Genomic DNA, 6,652 nt, shown 5'->3' with positions numbered 1-6,652 from the left:
TTTTTTTTGTATTTTCATTCACAGGATTTCCTCCTTGTCAATTAACGCTTCGATGATTGGGCATTCATGTATTGCCTTTTCATCCGGACAGCGGCCTTTTAAATCTTTCAGCATACATTCAATTCGCTCAAGGTCTCTAATTTTCAACCTAACATCTTCAAGTTTTTGAACAACAAAATCGTGCATATCCGCACATCTCACATCGTCTTTATCAACAACGCCAAGCAATTTATCAATTTCAGATAACGTAAAACCAAGCTCCTGAATGCGTTTAATGAACATGATTCGGTTTATTGTATCTTCCGGATACAGCCTGTAGCCAGTATCCGACCTTACAGGTTCAGCAATCAGACCTTTTCGTTCATAGTATCTAAGTGTTTCTTTATTCACATTACATAATTTGGATATGTCTCCCGAACGATACCTCATGATTCACCTCCCCGTTATAAGTGTAAACCCTGTACTATGATACATAGTCAAGCCATTTTTAATTATTTCCTTAAAGTTCCGATATTATTTCTGGCATTAGAACTTTGGAGTATTTTATTAGATTATTGCCTATTTTTCATAGGGGATATAAACTTAATCCAATAGTATTGTTCCGATACTGACCATTTTAGGAACTTTTCTCGGAGGGGATCATGTGAAGCGAAATTGGGAACTGGACGAGTTAATTGAGCATTTTACGTTTCTTCCAAACGAAATGCAGCAAGTCGGGAACAAATCGGGGGAGACTCGGTTGGGGTTTGCCGTATTGTTTAAGTTTTTCCAATACGAAGCGCGATTCCCCTCACATAAATTCGAAGTGCCCAAAGCCGTCATTCATTACATTGCAAAGCAGATCGAAACCCCAGCAGAGCTGTACGCACAATATGATTGGGCTGGGCGTTCCATTACCTACCATCGAACGCAAATCAGAGAGTTTTTCGGCTTTCGGGAGGATACTGTCCAAGATGCCGAAGAGGTGATCGATTGGCTATGCAAAAACGTACTGTTCCATGATCACGATTTCGAACACTTAGTCGAGACCGTATACCAACGATTCCGGGAAATGAAAATTGTACCGCCGACGGCAGATCGCATCGAGCGACTTATCAAAACCGCAATCCACACATACGAGGAACAATTTTTTCAAACTACTCTTGAAAAATTACCTACGGCATCTTTGTCTCAATTGGATACACTCGTGGAAAGTATCGCTTTTCTTGATGAAGACCAAGACGGCTCAAATGGCGATGATGGGCTTCTTTCATTTCAGGAATTAAAGGCTGATCCCGGCAAACCAGGTGTCGAGAGTGTACTAAGAGAAGCAAGCAAGCTGCGAACGATCCGAAATCTGGAGCTTCCGGATCATCTGTTTCGTGACATTCCTCTTAAAGTAATAACCAAGTACCGGCAGCGGACCGCGACAGAGGATCTCCGGGAACTGCGCCGCCATCCCGATCCGATTCGCTACACACTGTTATCTGCTTTCTTCTGGCTGCGAAGCATGGAGATAACGGACAATTTGATCGAGCTGCTTATTCAAATCGTTCATCGAATAGGGGTGCGGGCGGAACGCAAAGTCGAGAAGGAAATTCTGAATGACTTACGCAGGGTAAGCAATAAGTACGGGATTTTATTCAACTTGGCGCAATCTGCCGTCAATAATCCAGAAGGAATTATTCGTGATGTCATTTTCCCGGTCGTCAATGAGCAAACGTTACGGGATTTGGTAAAAGAATTTAAACACACAGGGCCGGCTTATCGAGAGAAAATACACACCATTATTCGGGCTTCCTATGGGAGCCATTACCGCCGTATGGTTCCCGAAATATTAGGCATACTGGATTTCCGATCAAACAATGAAGTTCATCAGCCAGTGATACGTGCGCTGGAACTGGTAAAGAAATATTCGGATACTGGCAATCACTATCTGCCGCTCTCTGAAGATATCCCGGTCGATGGAGTAATTCGGACCGTTAACAAAGAAATCATTGTCGAGAAAGACGAGAAAGGCCAAGAGCGGATTAATCGCATGAATTATGAGATAAGCGTCCTGCAAGCTTTACGGGACAAGCTTCGCTGCAAGGAAATATGGGTGATCGGTGCGAACCGGTACCGGAATCCAGACGATGACTTGCCGACAGATTTTGAGGAACGGCGGGAAGAAAACTACAAGGCTCTAAAGCAGCCGCTCGATGCGGAAGCATTCATTGCAACATTGAAGCAATCCATGAAAGAAGGATTGGAAAAGCTCGATACCGGACTCCCGAAAAGCCCCAAAGTTCGGATCACGGAGAAGGGGAATGGTTGGATAAGCTTGTCGCCGTTAGAACCACAAGCAGAGCCGGTCAATCTATCACGTGTAAAGTCAGAGATGCTTCGACGTTGGCCGATGACGAGCCTCTTGGATATTTTAAAAGAGACCGATCTCCGTGTCGGTTTTACGGATAAATTCAAGACCGTTGCTGTTCGCGAGGCGTTAGGACGGGATACGCTGCAAAAGAGACTCATCCTGTCCCTATATGGCCTCGGGACGAATACCGGCTTAAAACGTGTGAGTGCTGGTGAGCATGGAGAAAGCTACAAGGATTTGCTCTACGTCCGGAGGAAATTCATTCATAAAGACAATCTTCGAAACGCGATTTCCGAAGTGGTGAATACGATTTTTCGCGTTCGGATGCAAGATATTTGGGGCGACGCTACGACATCCTGCGCATCGGATTCTAAAAAGTTTGGCGCATGGGATCAAAATCTTATGACGGAATGGCACATCCGGTACCGCGGCCGCGGCGTTATGATTTATTGGCACGTTGAGAAGAACTCAACATGCATCTACTCGCAGCTCAAATCGTGCTCCTCATCCGAAGTCGCTGCCATGATGGAGGGATTACTCCGTCATTGTACCGAAATGGAAGTCGAGAAGAATTACGTGGATTCACACGGCCAGAGCGAGGTTGCGTTTGCATTTTGTTACCTTTTGGGCTATCAGCTCATGCCACGGCTCAAAGCGATTCATTCGCAAAAGCTTTACAGGCCAGAGCCAGGCATGACGGAGGCCTACCCGAATTTGCAGCCGGTTTTGACCCGCCCGATCAATTGGGAGTTGATTCGGCAGCAGTACGATCAAATGATGAAGTACGCTACGGCCTTGCGACTCGGAACCGCTGAAACGGAAGCAATCCTGAAACGTTTTACCCGCAATAATTTAAAGCATCCGACCTATCAAGCATTGGGTGAACTCGGCAAAGCGGTAAAAACGATATTCCTATGCGATTACCTTCACTCGGAGGAGCTGCGTCGCGAGATCAATGAAGGCTTAAATGTCGTGGAAAACTGGAACTCGGCCAATAGCTTTATTTTTTACGGCAAAGGCGGAGAAATAGCCACTAACCGGTTAGAGGATCAAGAGCTGGCCGTATTGTCTCTTCACCTCCTGCAAAACTGCTTGGTTTACATCAATACCATTATGCTGCAAAGCATTTTATCCGACCGGAAATGGTTCGATATAATGACCCCAGAAGACTTACGGGCACTTACACCGCTGATTTATACGCACGTAAACCCTTACGGCACATTCAGGTTGAATATGAGCGAACGCCTTCCGCTGGAAGAAGGTGTAATCGCATGAGTGAGAGGCGCATATCACCGAAACGTAAAGCTAAGGAGCTGGCCAAGTATCTCCGGGGAGAACGGCCAGATTATGCCTATCTCAAGAGTCTGTTCCAGCATCTTAGAGCGGAGCTGGAAGTCGAGATTCCAAAAGCAGCAAAAAAACTCCCTTATGTACCTACAGAAGAGGATCTTAAACGCTACTACAACGTGGTTTGGCAGGCGAAAAACTTTCAAGACATGATGATTGTCAAGGCACTGCTTTACACCGGCGTTCGGGTTAGCGAGCTTATCAATATCAAATTGTCCGATGTTGACTTTCATTACTGCCAAATCCGGATTAATAAGGGCAAAGGAAGCAAAGATCGTATTGTCCCTTTCCCTCAATCGTTCAAGGAAATGTTGGCCATGCATGCCGATTCAATGAGAAAAAAGCAGGCGGTCTATCTGTTTGAATCGTCCTGGAAAAAGAAATACACGGATCGGGGAATACGAAAGATTCTGGCTAAGTATTCTGAGGAAGCCGGTCTAGCACAAAACCTGTCGCCGCACAAGTTGCGACATTTCCTACTGACCTGGCTCAAAAAGCAAGGCATCGATGACGCGCTCATACAACCGTATTCCGGTCACGAGAGCCGAAAGTCGTTGGAAGTCTATTCAAAGCTTGCAATCACCGATGCCCAGCAGGAATATAACGAGGTCATCAATAAATTTCCCATTTAATTACTTCTACTTTGCGGGTGGTGTCAGCTTCGCTGGTACTACCCCGGTTTGGAAGGCATCGTTTTGAAAAAACGGGACAGCAAATATGAGTCACGAAGTCGTCCATGTGAGCCAGGCGGCAGGGCGACCCGTTCGGGGTCATGGCAGAAAGTTATCAATTACGCGCATTCCGATGTGATGATCACTGGTTATTCAAAAAAAGACCACAATTGGTTGATTGGAGTGCAGGAAGGAGAGCGTATCAAGCCACTAGGTACGATGGAGCTCGGTATCTCATCACAGCACCGGAAATCCGTTTGGCCGCGTCTTGGCGGATCCATCATTGGAGAGAACAAGCATTTCGTTTTTGTCGATCCGCTTGTTACCTGCAGGGTGAAGCACCGCGGCTACTATAAGTCAGGGCTTATGCGACTGCCGGTATTGGAAGAAGTAAATAGTTAAACCGCAGAGGGCACCCCTGCGGTTTTTTATCTAGAAACTTTTGAAATACTTCTGAACGAGATCACCGCCTACAACGGCGTATGGAATACAGAGTATCGCAAGCGCAGTCAAGGCGCCGTCATTATCCTCATTTCCGGTTACGGCAGCAAGGCTAAAGAATGCGATAATTTAGACTATAACTGGCCAGAATCACATAAAAAGCTTTCTTCTTGATACAGAACCAAGCGATTAACAGCGGCGCAATACAATTGCTGCAATATGAAGAAGAGGTGCGGAATATCTTGTTTTTATGTCTCCGAAAAGCTATACTATAGGGTATTCGGAGCGCACGAAGGAAGAAGAAGTCCTACAGTCGGTCTTTTTTTTGCGACTCTCTTAATTACGCATAACTCTAGTTAGACGAAATCATATAATAGGATCATACGTTCGTTTACTGTAAATCTTAATGCGTTAGATCGTTAATGGTATTAAATAATTACATAGTCATCTGATTATGCGTAATTATTATTATCTCTTCTTTCGGAGGTTCTTATGCACGTTGATGAACGGAAAAAATTATTCAAGAAAGTTGAATGTAAAATGATTGAATTGCCATGGTACGCCCAGGAATATATAGAGCGGAGCCGGAGGAAATTATCTCCCAATACGCTCCTGAATTACTGTCTTGATTATATCGCATTTTTCGACTGGTTGGTAGTTGAAGGATTCTTCAGAGGCACCCGCATTGACCTCCCAATCAGCGTCCTAGAGAATCTTCGGCCCGATGATATTCAGCGCTTTGGTGATTTTTTGGCGATCGAGAACACCAACTCTATCGATACAGTCGCCAGGAAGCTATCAGCAATCAAGTCATTGTTTCATTATCTATCTCAGGTGGCCGAAGATGAGTATAATTACCCCTATCTGAAGCGAAACGTCATGGTCAAGGTTGAAATCGAAAAAGAAAAAATAACGATCGAGAAAAAAGCGGCACGTATTGAGCAAAAAATATTGTTGGATGATGAGATTTTCGAATTTCGTCTATTCGTCGCTGAAGGATTCCAGGGTACTTGTTCCGGAAATAAACGAATCCTTCACTCTCATATGAAGAACCGGGAACGCGACTTGGCGCTTGTAAGCTTGATTCTCGGATCCGGGGTTCGTGTATCAGAAGCCTTGTCGCTGGATCTCGATGAAATCGACTCGCTGAAAGCAAAGATATCGGTTACACGAAAAGGAAATAAGAAAGACAGTGTGACGATCAGCGATATTGCCCTCCAGGATCTCCAAGCATATCTACAGGTCAGGAAAGAGCGTTATCGGGTTGGAGACTCGCAGCCGGCCGTCTTCCTTTCGCTCCCAACAGGTCCGCTAGGAACCGTCGGGCGGTTGACCGTGCGTGGCGCTCAAAAAATGCTCGATCGCTACGTCGATTCGTTTGGTAAGCCGGCGCTTACGATCCACAAGCTGCGGCATACTTTCGCCACGAAATTCCATAAGGAAAACAACGACTTAGCCATGTTGAAGGAACAATTGGGTCACGAAGACATGAATACGACAATGATATATACGCATATCGGTTCGGAGGATCGGAGAAATTCTGTCAATAAGGCCGACAGCTGATTCCATGATGATAAGTTCACAAATGTGGGATTAATTGTGTTCTGTTTTATATTGGGCATATTGCTGTTATAGGTGCATGGCGTACCGCGCATACTCCCCACTTACACAAAGCCCGCGGAATCACCTACTGGCAATCCCGAGGACTCAAAAGTTTATCCAAAAGATATTTCTATTTCGAATTTCGTCAAGGTTGGCGAACCGCCTGGTGTGTAGCGACACGAACTTACTTGAATATTGGACAAGAACTTACTGGAATAAATTTTGCGACATGAACATACTTGAATTGTACTCA

The 6,652-nt window shown here is 45.2% G+C and carries 5 protein-coding genes; 4 read left to right on the top strand and 1 reads right to left on the bottom strand.

What is annotated here, in order from left to right:
- Positions 1-18: 18 nt before the first annotated feature.
- The gene (merR, locus tag L1N85_RS19580; RefSeq protein ID WP_235240737.1) at positions 19-429 is read right to left on the bottom strand and encodes an Hg(II)-responsive transcriptional regulator; all 411 of its coding nucleotides are present in this window, start codon (positions 427-429) and stop codon (positions 19-21) included.
- A gap of 214 nt (positions 430-643) precedes the next feature.
- Here merR and L1N85_RS19575 point away from each other — a divergent pair, with 214 nt between their 5' ends.
- The 4 genes from L1N85_RS19575 to xerS all read left to right on the top strand — a co-directional run bounded on the left by L1N85_RS19575 (position 644) and on the right by xerS (position 6,360).
- Positions 644-3,613, top strand: a complete 2,970-nt coding sequence (locus L1N85_RS19575; RefSeq protein WP_235240736.1) for a Tn3 family transposase — start codon at positions 644-646, stop codon at positions 3,611-3,613.
- Positions 3,610-4,317, top strand: a complete 708-nt coding sequence (locus L1N85_RS19570) for a tyrosine-type recombinase/integrase (RefSeq protein ID WP_235240735.1) — start codon at positions 3,610-3,612, stop codon at positions 4,315-4,317. Before L1N85_RS19575 ends, L1N85_RS19570 begins: the two co-directional genes overlap by 4 nt.
- A gap of 63 nt (positions 4,318-4,380) precedes the next feature.
- Entirely contained in the window at positions 4,381-4,758 is a 378-nt protein-coding gene (locus tag L1N85_RS19565) for a hypothetical protein (RefSeq protein ID WP_235240734.1), read from the top strand.
- 531 nt (positions 4,759-5,289) lie between these two features.
- On the top strand, positions 5,290-6,360 hold the full coding sequence (xerS, locus tag L1N85_RS19560; RefSeq protein WP_235240733.1) for a tyrosine recombinase XerS: 1,071 nt from the start codon (positions 5,290-5,292) through the stop codon (positions 6,358-6,360).
- The last annotated feature ends 292 nt before the right edge of the window (positions 6,361-6,652 follow it).

This window comes from Paenibacillus alkaliterrae, from assembly GCF_021532375.1.
GTDB classification, from domain to species: Bacteria; Bacillota; Bacilli; order Paenibacillales; family Paenibacillaceae; genus Pristimantibacillus; species Pristimantibacillus alkaliterrae.
The sequence above is the reverse complement of the archived record's forward strand: the minus strand, read 5'-3'. Positions and strand labels throughout refer to the sequence as shown.